The 15,511-nt window shown below is 67.7% G+C and carries 15 protein-coding genes; 7 read left to right on the plus strand and 8 right to left on the minus strand.

All coding sequences use genetic code 11. The features are described 5' to 3' along the window. Positions 1–15 precede the first annotated feature (15 nt). The 4 genes from ACTJLD_RS11980 to ACTJLD_RS11995 all read right to left on the minus strand — a co-directional run bounded on the left by ACTJLD_RS11980 (position 16) and on the right by ACTJLD_RS11995 (position 4,123). Complete coding sequence (locus ACTJLD_RS11980) at positions 16–1,344, minus strand: MFS transporter (RefSeq protein ID WP_027791532.1); 1,329 nt, start codon at positions 1,342–1,344, stop codon at positions 16–18. Between the two features lie 220 nt (positions 1,345–1,564). Continuing rightward, positions 1,565–2,497 carry a 3-keto-5-aminohexanoate cleavage protein gene (locus tag ACTJLD_RS11985; RefSeq protein WP_021159186.1) on the minus strand — a complete coding sequence of 311 codons (933 nt, stop codon included), beginning with the start codon at positions 2,495–2,497 and terminating at the stop codon, positions 1,565–1,567. A gap of 35 nt (positions 2,498–2,532) precedes the next feature. Beyond that, positions 2,533–3,339, minus strand: a complete 807-nt coding sequence (locus ACTJLD_RS11990) for an SDR family oxidoreductase (RefSeq protein WP_176096339.1) — start codon at positions 3,337–3,339, stop codon at positions 2,533–2,535. Positions 3,340–3,412: 73 nt separating this feature from the next. Then, positions 3,413–4,123 carry a GntR family transcriptional regulator gene (locus tag ACTJLD_RS11995; RefSeq protein WP_059694915.1) on the minus strand — a complete coding sequence of 237 codons (711 nt, stop codon included), beginning with the start codon at positions 4,121–4,123 and terminating at the stop codon, positions 3,413–3,415. A 294-nt stretch (positions 4,124–4,417) separates the two neighbouring features. Here ACTJLD_RS11995 and ACTJLD_RS12000 point away from each other — a divergent pair, with 294 nt between their 5' ends. After that, positions 4,418–4,870 (plus strand): type VI secretion system amidase immunity protein Tai4, encoded by a 453-nt coding sequence (locus ACTJLD_RS12000; RefSeq protein WP_440658829.1) that lies wholly within the window; start codon positions 4,418–4,420, stop codon positions 4,868–4,870. A 54-nt stretch (positions 4,871–4,924) separates the two neighbouring features. Here ACTJLD_RS12000 and ACTJLD_RS12005 read toward each other — a convergent pair whose 3' ends face one another. Further along, complete coding sequence (locus ACTJLD_RS12005) at positions 4,925–5,716, minus strand: IclR family transcriptional regulator (protein ID WP_059694911.1); 792 nt, start codon at positions 5,714–5,716, stop codon at positions 4,925–4,927. 159 nt (positions 5,717–5,875) lie between these two features. On the opposite strand from ACTJLD_RS12005, the gene ACTJLD_RS12010 reads away from it, so the two are divergent. The 5 genes from ACTJLD_RS12010 to ACTJLD_RS12030 all read left to right on the plus strand — a co-directional run bounded on the left by ACTJLD_RS12010 (position 5,876) and on the right by ACTJLD_RS12030 (position 10,267). After that, the gene (locus tag ACTJLD_RS12010) at positions 5,876–6,652 is read left to right on the plus strand and encodes an ABC transporter substrate-binding protein (RefSeq protein WP_440658830.1); all 777 of its coding nucleotides are present in this window, start codon (positions 5,876–5,878) and stop codon (positions 6,650–6,652) included. A gap of 88 nt (positions 6,653–6,740) precedes the next feature. Next, entirely contained in the window at positions 6,741–7,397 is a 657-nt protein-coding gene (locus ACTJLD_RS12015) for an amino acid ABC transporter permease (RefSeq protein WP_006482843.1), read from the plus strand. Next, complete coding sequence (locus ACTJLD_RS12020; RefSeq protein WP_060061795.1) at positions 7,394–8,149, plus strand: amino acid ABC transporter ATP-binding protein; 756 nt, start codon at positions 7,394–7,396, stop codon at positions 8,147–8,149. The genes ACTJLD_RS12015 and ACTJLD_RS12020 overlap by 4 nt, the downstream gene beginning before the upstream one ends. Then, positions 8,146–9,456 (plus strand): NAD(P)/FAD-dependent oxidoreductase, encoded by a 1,311-nt coding sequence (locus ACTJLD_RS12025; RefSeq protein ID WP_440658831.1) that lies wholly within the window; start codon positions 8,146–8,148, stop codon positions 9,454–9,456. The genes ACTJLD_RS12020 and ACTJLD_RS12025 overlap by 4 nt, the downstream gene beginning before the upstream one ends. Before the next feature lie 79 nt (positions 9,457–9,535). Further along, positions 9,536–10,267 carry a class I SAM-dependent methyltransferase gene (locus tag ACTJLD_RS12030; RefSeq protein ID WP_060085238.1) on the plus strand — a complete coding sequence of 244 codons (732 nt, stop codon included), beginning with the start codon at positions 9,536–9,538 and terminating at the stop codon, positions 10,265–10,267. Positions 10,268–10,303: 36 nt separating this feature from the next. Here ACTJLD_RS12030 and ACTJLD_RS12035 read toward each other — a convergent pair whose 3' ends face one another. After that, positions 10,304–11,722, minus strand: a complete 1,419-nt coding sequence (locus ACTJLD_RS12035) for a cytochrome-c peroxidase (protein WP_440658832.1) — start codon at positions 11,720–11,722, stop codon at positions 10,304–10,306. 103 nt (positions 11,723–11,825) lie between these two features. Then, the gene (locus tag ACTJLD_RS12040) at positions 11,826–13,499 is read right to left on the minus strand and encodes a phospholipase C (protein ID WP_440658833.1); all 1,674 of its coding nucleotides are present in this window, start codon (positions 13,497–13,499) and stop codon (positions 11,826–11,828) included. Between the two features lie 357 nt (positions 13,500–13,856). On the opposite strand from ACTJLD_RS12040, the gene ACTJLD_RS12045 reads away from it, so the two are divergent. Then, the gene (locus ACTJLD_RS12045; protein WP_440658835.1) at positions 13,857–14,768 is read left to right on the plus strand and encodes an EamA family transporter; all 912 of its coding nucleotides are present in this window, start codon (positions 13,857–13,859) and stop codon (positions 14,766–14,768) included. Positions 14,769–14,781: 13 nt separating this feature from the next. Here ACTJLD_RS12045 and ACTJLD_RS12050 read toward each other — a convergent pair whose 3' ends face one another. Continuing rightward, positions 14,782–15,255, minus strand: a complete 474-nt coding sequence (locus ACTJLD_RS12050) for an Lrp/AsnC family transcriptional regulator (RefSeq protein WP_021159174.1) — start codon at positions 15,253–15,255, stop codon at positions 14,782–14,784. Positions 15,256–15,511 lie beyond the last annotated feature (256 nt).

Here is a 15,511-nt window from a genome sequence, read left to right on the forward strand (position 1 = left end):
GTTCCAGCCTGCCTTTCAGCCGCGCGACCGCACGTCGGCGCGCTCGTGCCCGTGACGCAACGCGAGGCTCGCGAATGCCGCGACGACGAGCGCGGCCGCCAGCAGCGTCAGCCCGTTCTTTGCATTGCCGGTCGCCTGTTCGATCGCGCCGACGACGGTGGGCCCGACGAAGCCGCCGAGCAGCCCGCACGTGTTCACGAGCCCGAGCCCGCCGGCCAGCGCACTGCCGGCGAGCCGCGACGCCGGAAACGTGAACACGATCGACTGCACGACGAAGAACATCGACGCGGACACGCACACGCAAAGCAGGCCCGCCAACGGTGACGCATGCGCGGCGCCGACCATCCCGGCCGCCATGATCGCGAGCCCCGCGCACAGCATCCGCCGCGAATGACGCGACTCGCGTGCGAAGCGCGGCAGCGTCCCGGCCCCGAGCGCGGCGGCGAGCCAGGGCAGCGACGTCAGCAACCCGACCGCGACCGGCGACAGACGTCCCGACGCGCCGATGATCCCCGGCAGGAAGAAGATCACCGTGTAGATGGTCAACTGGTGGCAGAAGTACACGAAGATCGCGAGCCAGATCTGCGGGTCGCGCAATGCGGCGCCGAACGCGTGGCCGCCGTGCGCGGCGACGCCCGCATCCTGTTCGGCGGCCAGCTTGCGCTCGAGCGCGCGGCCGGTTTCCGGGGCGAGCCACGGCGCGGCGCTCGGGCGGTCCGGCAAGCGTGTCCACACGACGAACGCGAGCAGGATCGCCGGAATGCCTTCGACGACAAACAACCATTGCCAGCCGTGGAAACCGAGCGTGCCGTCGAGCTCGATCAGCGCACCGGCCAGCGGCCCGCCGACGATATTCGCAATGCACACGCCGAGCAGGAAATAGCCGGTGGCGCGCGCACGCTCTTCCCGGCCGAACCAGTACGTCAGATACAGCATCACGCCGGGAAACAGGCCGGCTTCGGCCACGCCGAGCAGCAGGCGCATCACGTAGAACGACGTCTCGCCGCGGACGAACGCCATCGCGATCGACAGCGCGCCCCACGTGATCATGATCCGCGTGATCCAGAAGCGCGCGCCGACGCGATGCATGATCAGGTTGCTCGGGATCTCGAAGAGCGCGTAGGTGAGAAAGAACAGCCCCGCGCCGAGCCCGTACGCGGCCGATGAGATGCCGAGATCGACGCCCATCGAATGTTTGGCGAACGCGATGTTGGTGCGGTCGAGAAAGCTGATCACATACGCGGCGATCAGCAGCGGCATGAGTTTGCGGAACAGCAGCCGGTTCAGCGACGCGTTCGCGTCGGTCGCGGTGGACGACAGGGCCTGAGCGTGATGAGTGGACATGCGGACGACTCCGGTAAGGGCGAACCGGCGCGCACGGCAAGCACGGCGCGCCGCGTTCGGCAAATGCCGCTGCGCGGCAGGCAGCGGATGGGCAGTCGACGGAGCCGCGCCGGCGGCGCTCGAACGGAGCGGGGCGATGAAGGGCGTCCTGGCGCCGGCCGGTTCGGGCCGGCGCCTTGTCACTGCGCTTGCGGATTCTGGTGTTGGGGCGACCCGGCGATCAGAAATTCACGGCGTCGCCGCCCTTGAGCGCGAGCATCGCGCGCGCCTCGGCCGGCGTTGCGATCTCGAGCGACAGGCCCTCGAGCACCTGACGCATTTTCAGGACTTGCGCGGCGCTCGATTCCGCGAGCTTGCCGGGCGCGATCCACAGCGAATCCTCGAGCCCGACGCGCACGTTCGCGCCTTGCGCGGCGCCGATCGTCGCGAGCGGAATCTGGTTGCGGCCCGCGCCGAGGATCGACCACACGTAATCGCTGCCGAACAGGCGGTCGGCCGTCCGGCGCATGTGCATCAGGTCTTCCGGGTGCGCGCCGATCCCGCCGAGCAGGCCGAACACGCTTTGCACGAAGAACGGCGGTTTCGCGAGCCCGCGATCGACGAAGTGCGCGAGGTTATACAGATGCGAGATGTCGTAGCACTCGAATTCGAACCGCGTGCCGTTCGCGCCGCAGCGCGTGAGGATCGTCTCGATGTCCGCGAACGTATTCTTGAACACGAGATCGCGGCTTTTCTCGAGATGTTCGCGCTCCCACGGATGCTTCAGCTCGCGGAAGCGCTCGAGCATCGGGTACAGCCCGAAGTTCATCGAGCCCATGTTCAACGACGCGACCTCGGGCTGGAAATGCAGCGCGGGCTGCAGCCGTTCGTCGACCGTCATGTGCGGGCTGCCGCCCGACGTGAGGTTGATCACCGCGTCGGTCTGCGCCTTGATGCGCGGCAGGAATTCGGCGAACACGGCTGGATCCTGTGTCGGCTTGCCGTCGGACGGGTTGCGTGCGTGCAGGTGCAGGATCGCCGCGCCGGCCCGTGCGGCCGCCACCGCGGCCGTTTCGATTTCGTGCGGCGTGACAGGCAGGTACGGCGACATCGACGGCGTATGGATCGCGCCGGTCGGCGCACAGGTGATGATGACTTTGCGAGCGTTTGCCACGGATGGATTCCTTTCGATGAACGATGCAGGACGCGTCAGAGCACTTCGACGTTGCCGCAGACGGAGATCGCCTGGCCGGTGATGCCATGCCCGCCCGGCGAGCACAGGAACAGCGCGGTCGCGGCGATCTCGGCCGGATCGGTCATGCGCCGCAGCGAGATCTTCTCGAGATAGCGCTTCTCCATGTCGTCGTAGCCGATGCCGAGCTGCTGCGCGCGCGCCTCGATCACGCGGCGCATCCGCGGGCCGCGCACGATGCCGGGCTGGATCGCGTTCACGCGGATGCCGAGCGGCCCGAGTTCGATCGCGAGGCTCTTCACGAGGCCGACCACCGCCCATTTGGTGGCCGCATACGGCGTGCGGAACGCATAGCCGAGCCGGCCGGCGACCGACGACAGTGCAATGATCGCGCCGCCGTGTTTCGACTCGCGCAGCAGCGGCACCGCGCGGCGCGCGAACTGGAATTGCGCGTTCAGGTTGATCGCGACGGTTTGTTCCCACTGCACGGGGTCGATTTCGTCGATGCCGCCGGTCGGGCCGGCGATACCCGCGTTGTTGACCAGCACGTCGAGGCCGCCGAGCGTGGTCGATACGTCGGCGAACACGCGCTCCACGGCGGCCGGGTCGGATACATCGGCCAGCGTCGCGCTGATCGCGCCGGCCGCGGCGCGCGGCGGCCGGTCGGCGAGCGCCGCGATCGCGGCTTGCGAGGCGTCGCACACGTGCACGCGCGCGCCGCATTCGGCGAACGCGTCGGCGATTTCGAGACCGATGCCCGACGCGCCGCCCGTCACGAGGACGCGCAGGCCGTCATAGGGTTTCAGCAGGTCGGAAGCTGTCATGCCGGGTTGTCTCCATCGTTGGTGTAGTCGGATTGCGGCCGCTCGCGATTCGGCGGGTCGAGGCGGGCGGCGGCTACGGTTTCGCGTTCACGGTCCGCGGCGTCTGTTCGGCTCGCAGCGTCTCGGCGAGATCGTGCGCGGCGCCGCCGATGTCGAGCGCGATGCCGGCCCGCACGCCCGCGCCGTCGCGTCGCTCGAGTGCATCGACGATGGCACGGTGCGCATCCATCGAACGCCGCATGTGCGGGATGTCGAGCGCGACCATGTTGAGGAACGGGCCGACGCGCATCCACAGGTTCTCGACGATCGCGAGCGTGTTTTCGCTGGCGCCGTGCGCGTAGATCGCGCTGTGGAACGCGAAATTGCTTTGCAGGTAGGCGCGCGAGCGGCCGGCCTCGACGTGTGCCTGCATCGTTTCGCAGGTCTTGCGCACGACCGCGATCTGCGCGTCGGTCATCCGCTCGCACGCGCGCTCGGCGATGCAGCCTTCGAGGGCGATCCGCACGTCGCGCAGTTCGTCGAGCATGTCGAGCGTCATCGGCGGAACGACGAGCGCCCGGTTCGGGCCGTCGACCAGCGCGCGCTCAGCGCGCAACCGCGTGAGCGCGGCACGCACCGGCATCGTCGACGAGCCGACTGCCTCGGCGACGCTGCGCAGGCTCAGCGCCTGGCCGGGCGCGAAGCGGCCGCTCATCAGCGCTTCGCGCAGTTGCTGATAGACCTTGTCGGCCATCGTTTCCTGTTCGATGGCTTTCAGTGCGGGCGGGACGATACGAGGCGGCAAGGCGGGGTTCTCCTGGGATTGATCTGCGATCTGTGATCACACTTGCGATGTGCGAAGTTTTGTCGATCGGTGCGGCGGAGTCAAGATGAACGGGATCGGGGAAAACGAGGGGGTGGGTGGACGAAGAGGCTGTCGGCGACAGTCGGCCATACTTTTCCCCGTCGGGGTTTGATCCGATCCTCGAGGTCCGGCCGCGGAGGGCGACGGACGCGAGCATCCGGGGCGCGATCATGGTTACTTCAACGAACCGGGCGCGCGGTATCGTTCCGATCGCGCAAACTTCTGGAGCCTGTCATGAGGGGAGTCCGGATCGCTGCCGTGTTGGCGTGCATCGCGTTTCAACCCGCGATGGTCGTGGCGAAGGACAGCGCACAAACATCGCCCGAGGCCGGCTCACGGACTTACCTCCAGAACTTCAAGGACAGGGTGCTCGCGGAGTGCCTGGCTACCGCTTACAAGCAGGAGGCCGGCGTGAGCAGGGACATCGGCAGCAGCATCAGCGCGTTGCGCGACTGGACCTACTACGACATGGAGTGTGCGCCGGATGTCATTCACGCGCTGGTCGCGAAGTATCTGGCCCGTGACTATCGAAATCCGGTTGTCGAATCGGAAGTCGGGGACGCGAAGTTCGACTTCCTGAAGTGCCTCGATCTGTATCACGGCAAGGAACTGGACGCTGTCGCGAAGCCGCTCGTGTTGCATCCGAACCGGACTTATCGGAGCGAGGCTTCGCGGAAGCCGCAGTAGCGATCAAACGCCGTTGCGCACAGCCGGGGCGCACGGTCTCCCGCCTCACGAACCCTACTCGAGCGTCCGGATCGAGTTGCTGATCCCGCGCGCGCAGTCGATCACCGCCGGCGCGAGCTTGCGGCGCGCGTCGTCGAACGTCCAGCGGCTCGTCGGCGCGACCACGTGCACGGCCGCGACCGGCTGCCCCTGACTGCCGAGCACGGGCGCGGCAATCGACATGTCGCCGATGAACAGTTCTTCCTGGTTGGTCGCATAGCCTTCGCGCCGCGCGTTGTCGAGCAATGCGACGAGATCGTCGAGCGCCGTGACGGTGCGCGGCGTATGCGGCGTGCGCACCATGTCGTCGAGCCGCGCGCGTGCTTCTTCCGGCGCCAATGCGCTCAGGAACGCGCGCCCGGAACCGGTGCAGTACATCGGGATGCGGCTGCCGATCGGCATGTGAATCGGCACGAACTTGGTCGACACGAAACGCGCGACGTACACCATTTCGTCCTCGTCCGGCTCGGTGAGGTTGGTGGTTTCGCCGGTCAGGTTCGTGAGCTCGGACAGGAACGGATTCGCGACGTCGATCAACGTGTCGGCGGCGAGATAGTTGAAGCCGATCCGCATCACGTGCGGCGTGAGCTGGTAACGCCGCGTGACCGGATGCTTGCGGATGTAGCCGAGCTTCTCGAGCGTATAGACCATCCGCTGCGCGGAGCTTTTCGTCATCCCCGCCGCGTCGGCCACTTCCGCCAGCGTCATCGTGCGCCGTTTCGCGCTGAACGCGCGCAGCACGTTCAGCCCTTTTTCCAGCGACTGGTTGAACAGCAGATCGTTTGCTTGGTCGGGCGACGTTTCCATGGCGAGGAGCGGAATCGATTCGATATCGCATCATAGCGTATCGAATATCGATACGCAAAAATCTATTTGCGATGTTTTTGATTCGTTTTAAGATCGGGTCATCGTCGCAGTGTCGATCAGCGACCGGCCGGCGCCCGGATTATTCGAGAAGGAGTCACCATGGTTCCGTTCATCAAGCGGTTCGGCGCACTGGCCGCCGGTTTCGCCACCTGTATTGCCCTCTCCACGGCATCGGCGGGTGCCGTTGCGGCCGAGCCGACGCTGAAGGTCGGCGCGACGGCCACCGGCGTGCCGTTCACGTTTCTCGACGTCAAGAGCAATTCGATCCAGGGGATGATGGTCGATGCGATCACGGCAGCCGGGAAGTCGGCCGGGTTTCGCGTCGACGTGCAGCAGACCGTGTTCTCGGCGCTGATCCCGTCGCTCACCACGCAGAAGATCGACATCATCTCGGCCGCGATGCTGAAGACGCCGGCGCGCCAGCAGGTCGTCGATTTCTCCGACACCGTCTACTCATTCGGCGAAGGCCTGATCGTGAAGGCCGACGACCCGGGCCGCTATACGTCGATGGACGATTTCAAGGACCAGGTGGTCGGCGCGCAGGTCGACACGGCGTTCGTCGATGCGCTCAACAAGAAGGGCATCTTCAAGGAAGTCCGGACCTACGATTCGATCGCCGATATCATGCGCGACGTCGCGCTCGGGCGCATCAAGGCCGGCTTCGCCGACCAGCCGATCGTCGCGTACCAGATCGAACACGGCGTCAATCGCCAGGTGCGGCTCGTGCCGGAATACCAGAGCGTCGTGAAGGGGCAGGTGTGCTTCATCGTGCGCAAGGGTGACACTGCGACGCTCGAACAGCTCAACGGCGCGATCCGCAAGATGAAGAGCGACGGCACGCTGCAGCAGATCCTGCAGAAGTGGCACATGAGCTGAGCGTCGGCATTCGATTCCCGACCGGCATCGCCCGCGCGTCGCGGGCATTCCCGGCGGCGGGCCGTCCGGCCGTCGCATAGGAGGCCTCATGTTTTTCCAGAATGCGATCGATTTCCTGCCGATCCTGCTGAAGGGCGCGGTGGTCACGATCGAGATCACCGCATGCGCGTTCGTGCTCAGCTCGGTGCTCGGGCTGATCCTTGCGCTGCTGAAGGTGTCGCGCAATCGTGCCGTCTCGACGGCCGGCAGCACGATCGTCAACGTGATCCGCGGGCTGCCGATCATCGTGCAGCTGTTTTACATGTACTTCGTGCTGCCTGATCTCGGCGTGCAACTGTCGGCATTCCAGGCTGGCGTGCTCGGTCTCGGCATCGCGTATTCGGCGTATCAGGCCGAGAACTTCCGCGCGGGCATCGAGGCGATCGACCGCGGCCAGATCGAGGCCGCGCACGCGATCGGCATGCGCGGGCCGATGATCATGCGGCGCGTGGTGCTGCCGCAGGCGTTCCGCATCGCGCTGCCGCCGTACGGCAACACGCTGGTGATGTTGCTGAAGGATTCGTCGGTCGCGTCGACGATCACGGTCGCCGAGATCACGCGCGCCGGCCAGCTGATCGCGTCGTCGACGTTCCAGAACATGAGCGTCTACACGCTCGTCGCGCTGCTGTATCTCGCGCTCGGCCTGCCGCTGATGTTCGGCGTGAACCGGCTCGGCAAGCGGCTCGCACTGAGGAGGGGCGCATGATCCGGATCGATTCCATCCATAAACGGTTTCAGCAGCACGCGGTGCTGAAGGGCGTGAGCCTCGACGTGCAGGCGGGTGAAGTCGTGTGCCTGATCGGGCCGTCCGGTTCCGGCAAGTCGACCGTGCTGCGCTGTATCAACGGCTTCGAGACCTACGACGAAGGGTCGATCACGATCGACGGCGTGAAGGTCGACGCGCATTCGAAGCGGATCCACGAACTGCGGATGCGGGTCGGCATGGTGTTCCAGCGCTTCAACCTGTTCGCGCACCGCACGGCGCTCGAGAACGTGATGGAAGGGCCCGTGCACGTGCGGCGCATGCCGGCCGCGCAGGCACGCGAGCAGGCGCGTGCGCTGCTCGACAAGGTCGGGCTTTCGCACCGGATGAACGCGTATCCGTCGGAACTGTCGGGCGGCCAGCAGCAGCGCGTCGCGATCGCACGCGCGCTCGCGATGGCGCCGCAGGCGATCCTGTTCGACGAGCCGACGTCGGCGCTCGACCCCGAGCTCGTCGGCGAAGTGCTCGGCGTGATGCGCGGGCTCGCCCGCGACGGGATGACCATGGTGGTCGTCACGCACGAAATGGCATTCGCACGCGAGGTGGCCGATCGCGTGTGCTTCCTGCACGACGGCACGATCTGCGAAAGCGGACCGGCGCGCGACGTGCTCACGCAGCCGACCCATCCCCGCACGCAGGAATTCCTGCGCCGCCTGCTGGCGTCGGACGGCGCCGACCACCCGGATCGAACATGAGCGCAACGAACGCGGCACCCGGACGGCCCGACGCGCAGTGGCCGGATTCGCTGTGGGCGGCAACCGCCGCGCCGGCGCCCGATACGCCCGCGCTCGACGCGTCCGTGTCGTGCGACGTGGCGATCGTCGGCGCGGGCTTCACGGGCCTGTCGACCGCACTTCATCTGGCCGAACGCGGTGTCGACGTCCGCGTGATCGACGGCGCGCAGCCGGGCTGGGGCGCATCGGGCCGCAACGGCGGGCAGGTGATTCCCGGGCTGAAATACGACCCCGACGAACTGGTACGCCGGTTCGGCGACGAGGCCGGCGAACAGCTTGTCGGCATCGTCGGCGGCGCGGCCGACACGGTGTTCGACCTGATCGCGCGGTACGGAATCGACTGCGATGCGCGTCGCGCCGGCTGGATCCAGCCGGCGCCGACCGCCGCGATGCTCGACACGGTCGCACGTCGGGCGCAGCAATGGGCCGCGCGCGGCGCGCCGGTCGACGTGCTTGGCCGCGACGAAATCGCGCGTCGGCTCGGCACGCCCGCGTATGCGGGCGGCTGGATCGATCGCCGCGCCGGCAGCGTGCAGCCGCTCGGTTATACGCGCGGCCTCGTGCGCGCCGCGCAGGCGAGCGGGGCGGTCGTGCATGGGTCGACCCGCGCCGTCGGGCTGACGCGCACCGACGGCCGCTGGCGGATCGCGACGTCCGGCGGCACGACGCTGTCGGCCGAACGCGTCGTGATCGCGACCAACGGCTACACGGACGGGCTGTGGCCCGGCTTGCGTCAGTCGGTGATCGCCGCGAACAGTTTCATCGTCGCGACGGAACCGCTCGCGCCGGAGCTCGGCCGCGACATCCTCGTCGGCGGCGAGGTTGCATCGGATGCGCGGCGTCTGCTGCTGTACTTCCGCCGTGACGCGGCCGGGCGCCTGCTGATGGGCGGCCGCGGCCCGTTCGCCGACCCGCGCGCGCCGAGCGACTGGCGCCACCTCGAACGCGCGACGACGCTGCTGTATCCGCAACTGAAGGGCGTCCGGTTCGAATACCGCTGGGCGGGGCGCGTCGCGATCACCGCGGATTTCCTGCCGCACGTGCACGAGCCCGCGCCGGGCGTGACGATCGCGCTCGGCTACAACGGCCGCGGCATCGCGATGGCGACGACGCTCGGCAAGCACCTGGCCGCGCATCTGTCGGGCGATGCGCAACTGCCGCTGCCGTTCCGGGTCACGCCGATCCGCCCGATCCCGTTGCACGGGTTGCAGCGCTTCTATATCGCGGCCGGGGTCGCGTGGTATCGGTTGCTCGACAGCCTGTCCTGACGCCGGCGCGAGGCCAGGTCGCCAGCCGCCGTCGGATCGGGCAGAATCGGCCTGCCCAGTCTCCACCGACGGATGCCGCATGACCGACCCGAACGAACCGTCCGCCCGCCGCGTTTACGCGAGCTTCGCGCAACGCTACGCGGACATCGCGCCGACCAAGGCACACAACGCGCTTTACGAGCGGCCGGCTACGATGGCGCTGCTCGGCGACGTCGACGGCCTGACGGTGCTCGACGCCGGCTGCGGGCCCGGCATCTGCAGCGAGCACCTCGCGCGCCACGGTGCGACCGTCCACGCGTTCGACATCACGCCCGAGATGGTCGCGCTCGCGAAGGCGCGTTGCGCGGGGCTCGCGGTCGACGTCGCGGAAGGCGATCTCGCGGCGCCGCTCGACTGGCTGCCCGACCACGCTTTCGACAAGATCCTGTGCTCGCTCGCGTTCGACTACGTGCGCGATCTGACGCCGACGCTGCGCGAATTCAGACGTGTCGCGCGGCCGGGCGCGACGCTGGTGTTCTCGATGGCGCATCCGATGCGCGACTGGATGGACGAACGCACGCGCGGGGACGGCACGTACTTCGATACGAGCCGGTTCGGCTTCCATTGGTCGGGCTTTGGAGAACCGAAACCCTATGTCGAGGCCTGGCGCCGGCCGCTCGCCGACATCCTGAATGCGCTCGCCGACGCCGGCTGGCGCCTCGACCGTTTCGTCGAACCGACACCGCTACCCGAGATGAAGGCCGTATCGGAGCGGCTCCACGCGGAGCTGTCGCTGGCGCCGGCCTTCCTGTGCATCCGTGCGCGCCGCTGACGAACGCGGCGCGCACGGCATCCGACAGCCGGCCGCTCAGCGCGCCGGCTCGTCGTTCAACGTTCCCAGAAACGCTTCGATATCCCTGATGTCCTGCGCCGTCATCGCAGGCTTGTCGCCCGGCTTGCGATCGAACGGCGCATCGGTCACGTCGACGTTCGCGCGGTATTTCGGCGGAATGTCGTCGTACTCGTCGACCTTGCCGTCCGCGCCGCGCGAATAGAACTTCTGCGGCGAGATGCTGCGCTCGTTGTAGAACGCCATCACCTGGTCGAGCGTGTGGAACACGCCGTTGTGGAAGAACACATGGCGCGTCGCCGAGTTGCGCAGTGTCGGTGTGAGGAACATCCCGCAATACTGCGTCTGGTCCTTCAGGTCGTCGCGGAACGGCCCGCACACGCCGAGATCGTGGAACGCCGGGTTGCGGTTCTGCGCGAGCTGCTGGTTACGCGGCACACCGAGCGCCTCGTACTGGTAATCGGTAAACATCGGCGGCAATCCGTCCTTGCCGGGCTTCGACAGGTGGCAGCCCGCGCAATTCGCCTTGTCCGGGTCGTTGAACAGCCGCAGCCCGCGCAGTTCGGCCCGAGTCAGCCGCGCACGGCCTTCGAGCCAGCGGTCGTACTTGCTGCTGTACGGGTGGAACGACGGATCCTCCACCTGGTAGCGCGCGATCGCGAACATCGCTTCCGATACCGCGAGCTGCGGGCTGTCGAACACGCGTGCGCCGAACAGCTGCTCGAGCTGGGCGCGGTGCGACGACTGCGCGAGCTTGCGCGCGACGTCGTCGATGCTCGCGTTCGCCATCTCGACCGGATTCAGCAGCGGGCCGAACGCCTGCTGCTGCAGCGTATCGGCGCGGCCATCCCAGAACATCCCGCCCTGCGGCACGAGTTGCGGCGCGGCCGACGTGCCGGCCACCTTCTGCGCCTTCACCACGCCGGCGGCCGAAGCGGCCTGTTGCGCGACGCTCGGAGCGGCGTCGTTTTCACCGGCGTCGGGGCCGATGCTGAAGTTCGGCTGGCGGTACAGGTACATCAATGACGGCGGCGGGCGATAACCCTGCTGCGTCATCGCGAGGCCGCCCGGCTGCACGTCGAGCGCGTTCGGCGGGCCGTACGCGTGATCGGGGCTGTGGCACGACGCGCACGACTGCTTGCCCGACGCGGACAGCGACGGGTCGGCGAACAGCGCGCGCCCGAGCTGCGCGACCGCCGACAGCGGCTGCGCGGCGGGCCGCTGCAGCACGACCGGATGCGGGTTCGCCCCCGTCCAGTCGGCGACGACGGTGCCGATCGCCGCCGGTACCTGCGCGGGAAACGCGATCGCGAACGCGCCGTAGCCGAGCACGGCGGCGCCGATCGCGAATGCCGCGCGGCGCAGAAGGCGGGAAGGGGCGCGCGGCGCGGAGGTGCCGGAGGCGTCGGGAGACGGGAACGCGGGGCGAGCTGTCATGCTGTCGGTCGGGAATCGGGCGCCGCACGAAGCGGCGCGTTGAACGGAACAAACGGAAACGGCCGGCGCGTGAGGCGCCGGCCATGCGGTCATGCAATACCGGTCAGATCGCCGGTGCCGCGCTCAATGCGGTGCCGAGCGTCGGGTCGAGGTACAGCGGCGTCGTGTTCGGCTTCGACGTGAAGTCGAACAGCGCGCGCAGGTCGCCCGCCGTCGCATCGAACGAACCGCCGCCGATGCGCTGGCCGCCCAGCCAGTTGTCCTCGATGAAGCGCACGACGGACGACTGGTCGAGCATCGTGTGGTCGACGTAGTTCTGCTTCGCGTACGGCGAGATCACGATCAGCGGAATGCGCACGCCCGGGCCGCAGCGGCCGTTCACGGTCGCGCCGTTCACGCCGGTGGTGCCGCCCGTGCCGCACTTGCCGTTGCCGTTGACCTGGTCGACCGGATCGGACGACGCGCGCGTCGGTGCCGTGTACACGTGGTCGTACCAGCCGTCCGAGTCGTCATAGGTGACGATCACGGCCGTGTTCTGCCAGTCCGGCTGCTGCTGCAGGAAGTTGACGACCTTCGTCACGAACGCCTGCTCGTCGAGCGGATCCGAATAGCCGGCGTGCGCATCCTGTGCGGCCGGGGCCTTCAGGTAGCTGACCGACGGGAAGTTGCCGGCCTTCACGGCGGCGAAGAAGTCGTCCGTGTCGTACTGGTGGTTCGCGGGTTCGGCGGTCTTGCCGTCGGTCTGGAAGCTCGAGCCGATCGCCGCGACCGAGCTCGGGCGCGTGTGCTGCGGGTTCGCGGTCGACGCGTAGTACTGGAACCAGTTGTGGTGCGGGATGTAGTCGGCCGTCGCGGCGTTCACGGCGGTCGCGACCGTACTGCGCGCGCAGCCCGTCGTGCCGTTGCCGTTCGTCGTCGACAGGTTGAAGCCGCCCATGAAGCCGCCCCACGTGATCTTCGCGCCGTTCAGCAGGTCGCCGATGTTCTTGCCCGTCATCATCGCCTGGTCGGTCGTGCTCGAGCACACGTCGAAGCCCGGGTCGACGTCGTTGATCATCGTGAGGCCGCCCGCGCCGTCATTGATGTAGTACGAGCTGGACGCGAGCGTCGACGGCTGCTTCGACGTCTTGACGATCTGCATCCCGTTGGTCTGGCCGGACACCACGTTCAGCGCGCCGGGCGTCGACGGCCCATAGACCGTCGTGAACGTGTTGTCGCTCATCGCGAAGCGCTGCGCGTAGTTCCACAGCGCGGTTACGGTGTTGCCGTCGAAGTAGCCCATCACCTGGCCCTTCGTGCCGAATGCGCCGGCGCCGCCGGACGAGCCCTTGCCGGTGTATTTCGGGAACAGGTCGGCGAGGCCGTTGTCCTCGGCCTGCTGTTCGGCCGTGTACGCGTGGTTCTGGTCGGCGGTCGCGGCCTGCGTGCGGTCGAGGCGGAACGGGTTCGCCGCGTCGGTGCCGTTGGCCGTGTTCGTGAAGTTCGGGTTCGCGGTGAGCAGCGTGCCCGTCAGCCCGTTCGGCGTCGGCGTGCCGGCCTTCGCGGTGAACGCCGGTTCGCCCGACGGGTTCGTCGCGTTCGGGTAGGTGCCGAAGTAGTGGTCGAACGAGATGTTTTCGCCATAGATCACGACGAGATGCTTGATCGGCGTGGCGGTCTGCAGCGCATCCTGCGACGACACGGCAGGCGTCGACGTGGGATCGTCGCTGCCGCCGCAGGCGAACAGCGCCAGCGCCGCGGCTGCGCAGGCGGTGACGAGCAAGGCTTGACGGAACATCGGGAAACTCCAGGTAAGGTCTTCGATGGTGGAGAGCGGCCCCGTCGCCGTGTCGGTTCGGCGCGGAGCTCGTGAGAGAGCACGCGCATTGAAACAGTCCCGTATGAAGATATGGGGACGGAGTGGTTTCGCGCCGATTGCGCTGCGGTATCGATTTCATTACGCCGGGGCGCAAGGCGAAAGAGAACGGAAAGGGGCAGACCGCCTGCCACCTTCGCGTCACATTCCGCGGCGGGTGGAGCGATTGCCGCGGATGCCGCACGGGGCGGGCGGGACAGGCGAAACGGCGTGGCGGCGCGGGGGCGCAGGACGCTGCGCAGCGCAGGTTTTTTGACAACCGGATGACGTATTCATACGATGAACGCCCTGCGGCGACGATTTCGCGTGGCCGACCGTCAGCGAGTACGCATCGTGCCGATCCCCGTTCTGTTTGCCGTTCTGTGTGCCGCGTTCCTGCATGCGTCATGGAATGCGCTCGTGCGCAGCAGCGGCGACCGGCTGCGGTCGGCCACCGTGCTGCAGATCGCCATCGGGCTGTTCGCGCTGCTGTTCCTGCCGGCCGCCGCGCCGATTACGCCCGCGAGCTGGCTCTGCGTCGTCGCATCGGCCGTGCTCCACGTCGTCTATACGCTGCTGCTGGTGCGCGCGTACGAGCACGGCGACCTGACCGTCGCATACCCGGTCGCGCGCGGCACCGCGCCGCTGCTCGTCACGCTCGGCGCGGCGGTGTTTGCGGGCGAGCACCTGAATGCCGGCGCGCAATGCGGGCTCGTGCTGATCTGCGCGGGCATCCTGGCGATCGGCCTGGAGCGCGGGCGCGACGCGAAGCACCGGATGATGCAGGTCCTGCCGACCGCGTTCGCGACCGGCGTATCGATCGCGGCCTACAGCGTGGTCGACGGAATCGGCGTGCGGGAAAGCGGCAACACGGTCGGCTATACCGCGTGGATGTTCGTGCTGACGGGCGCGATGATGGCCGCGTACTACCGGCTGCGGGCGGGGCCGTTACGGCTGACGCGGGATGTCGGCGAAACGGCGAAGGCTGCGTGCGGCGGCGTGTTCGCGGCGCTCGCGTACGGCATCGTGATCTGGGCGATGGATCGCGCGCCGATGGGGCCGGTGTCGGCGCTGCGGGAAACGAGCGTGGTGTTCGCGGCGCTGATCGCTCGCGTATATCTCGGCGAGCGGCTGACGCCGCGCCGGGCGGCCGGTTGCCTGGTGATCGCGACGGGGGCGTTGCTGATCAGTGCGTTCGAGGCGGTGAGGTAAGCGGGCCGGTGCTTCAGCCTTCCACCGGCATCGCGCTCGTGCACTTGATCTCGTCGAGGCACACGCTCGAATGCACGCCGCTCACGCCGGGAATGCGCATCAGCGTCTCGAGCAGGAACGTGGACAGCCCCTTCAGGTCGCGCGCGACGACCTTCAGCACGTAGTCGATATCGCCCGTCACTGAAAAACACTCCTGGATCTGCGCGAGATCCGACACCAGTTTCTGGAACTTCGACAGGTCGCGGATATGTCCGCGCTCCATCGTCACGTGCACGAAGGCGGTGACGCCAAAACCGAGCGTGTCGGGGCACAGCCGGGTTTCGTAGCGGCGGATCGCGCCGATTTCCTCCAGCCGCCGGTGGCGGCGCAGTGTCTGCGCGGGCGACAGGCCGACCGCCTTCGCCAGATCGAGGTTCGACGCGCGGCCGTTCTCCTGCAGGATCGCGAGCAAGTGGCGATCGAGGCGATCCAGAACCGGTTCATGCATTTTTATTTCCTCATCCGTCTCCTGGGTGCAATCTTATCTCATAATGTAGGGTTTGCATGAACGGGTTACGAAACCCGATTTCGCCGTCGCGACGCTAAACTGACGCCGGATTTTCGTGTGCGATCGCAGCAAGGCGGGCGCGGCGACGGTCGGCGGCCGGTCTGGCGGGGACGCCGACGCGAATCGGGCGCCGCCACGCGAAGATTGCAGTCCCCAACCCGGCGGCTCCACGAACGGCCCCGGCATAGCAAAACAG

This window comes from Burkholderia sp. 22088, assembly GCF_052045915.1.
In the GTDB taxonomy this organism is placed as follows: domain Bacteria; phylum Pseudomonadota; class Gammaproteobacteria; order Burkholderiales; family Burkholderiaceae; genus Burkholderia; species Burkholderia cepacia.